This window comes from Verrucomicrobiia bacterium (assembly GCA_035629175.1).
In the GTDB taxonomy this organism is placed as follows: Bacteria; Verrucomicrobiota; Verrucomicrobiia; order Limisphaerales; family DASXHY01; genus DASXHY01.
On record DASPIL010000065.1, the window covers coordinates 1 to 1,139 of the forward strand.

The following is a 1,139-nucleotide window of genomic DNA, read 5'->3' on the forward strand; positions in this document are numbered from 1 at the left end:
TCGGCGTCTGTTCAATCACTTCCCATGTTCGCCGTCTCGCCTCATCGAATTCCGCTTTGCCTCCAATCAGTATCGGGCTTTTCTTTGCCTTCAGGATGGCCCGCTGGCGCTCCAGTTCTTCAGCGGTGCAACCTTCGTAATCCTCGCCGATATCTGCCATGCTGGAGCAGAACACGCGGGGGCGGTGGCCATGTAAATCCATCGCGTTCGATTCTGTCATCGCGATAGATGCCGCATTGTTCCACTTCAGCGGCTCCTGGAAGTGAGCCTCGCCAAAGATTCGCCGAGGTTTGTTCTTGCCCCATATGTCCAAGCCGAGACGCTGCGAGAATATTCGCGCGTAGCAGTTGGCGCAGGCGGGCGACACTTCCACGCAGCCCCAGACAAAATTCCATGTGTGGTCGGTCCACGCGATGTTTGAGTTTTCCATAAGTCAGTTTTTCTGTTCGATTTGTTTAAAGCCAACCACCCACACCCATGGATTTTTCTACCACGAGTGAAAAAAGCCGTGAATGGAGTTCCAAAGGTCTCGGAAGCCGCATATCTCCGGTGACCGACCGTTGCATTCAGGACACGGTTTTTCACCCGGTTTCACGATCACCCCTTCTGCGATCGCATCTTCCGGGGTGATCTCCTGCAGTCGCTCCACACGCACACTGGTAATCTCAAGGGTGATCCTGGATGCCCATCGAGGCATGAAGATGGATTTCCGCCATTCTGCGGAAACGGATTCGCCCACGCGCAGCGGATCGTAATCCGCATCCGCCCGGTAAATCACAGATGGCTGATGCTGCTGATATTCGTATTCTCGCCCGCCGTGAACTCTCCACGTCTCCTTCACCCACAGCCGATCGCCGGGCTGGCCGTATGGGCACGGAACCCCCGGCTTGTCGTCAGGCGGGTAAGCGGCCCTGCCATCGCTAAACGCCCAAAGGTATCCGTTGGTGATTGCGGCCGCATTCTCTCCGAGGAATTGCGCTGGTGGCTGCGGCTTCACCACCCGCCGCGTCTGGCTCTTTCGTCCGGCCAGTATCGCCTGCACCATCGCGGCGCTGAATAAGATTGGGCGTTCTTTCATCAGGAGGCTTTCTGTTCGCAGAACGCCGCTTTCACGCCTTCCAACCATTCGTCAACCCATT

Annotated in this window: 2 protein-coding genes; both read right to left on the reverse strand. The window is 56.6% G+C overall.

What is annotated here, in order from left to right; all coding sequences use genetic code 11:
- On the reverse strand, positions 1–430 hold a 430-nt coding region (locus VEH04_10600), incomplete at its 3' end, for a DUF5131 family protein (protein ID HYG23221.1).
- Between the two features lie 57 nt (positions 431–487).
- Positions 488–1,078, reverse strand: a complete 591-nt coding sequence (locus VEH04_10605) for a hypothetical protein (protein HYG23222.1) — start codon at positions 1,076–1,078, stop codon at positions 488–490.
- Positions 1,079–1,139: the final 61 nt, after the last annotated feature.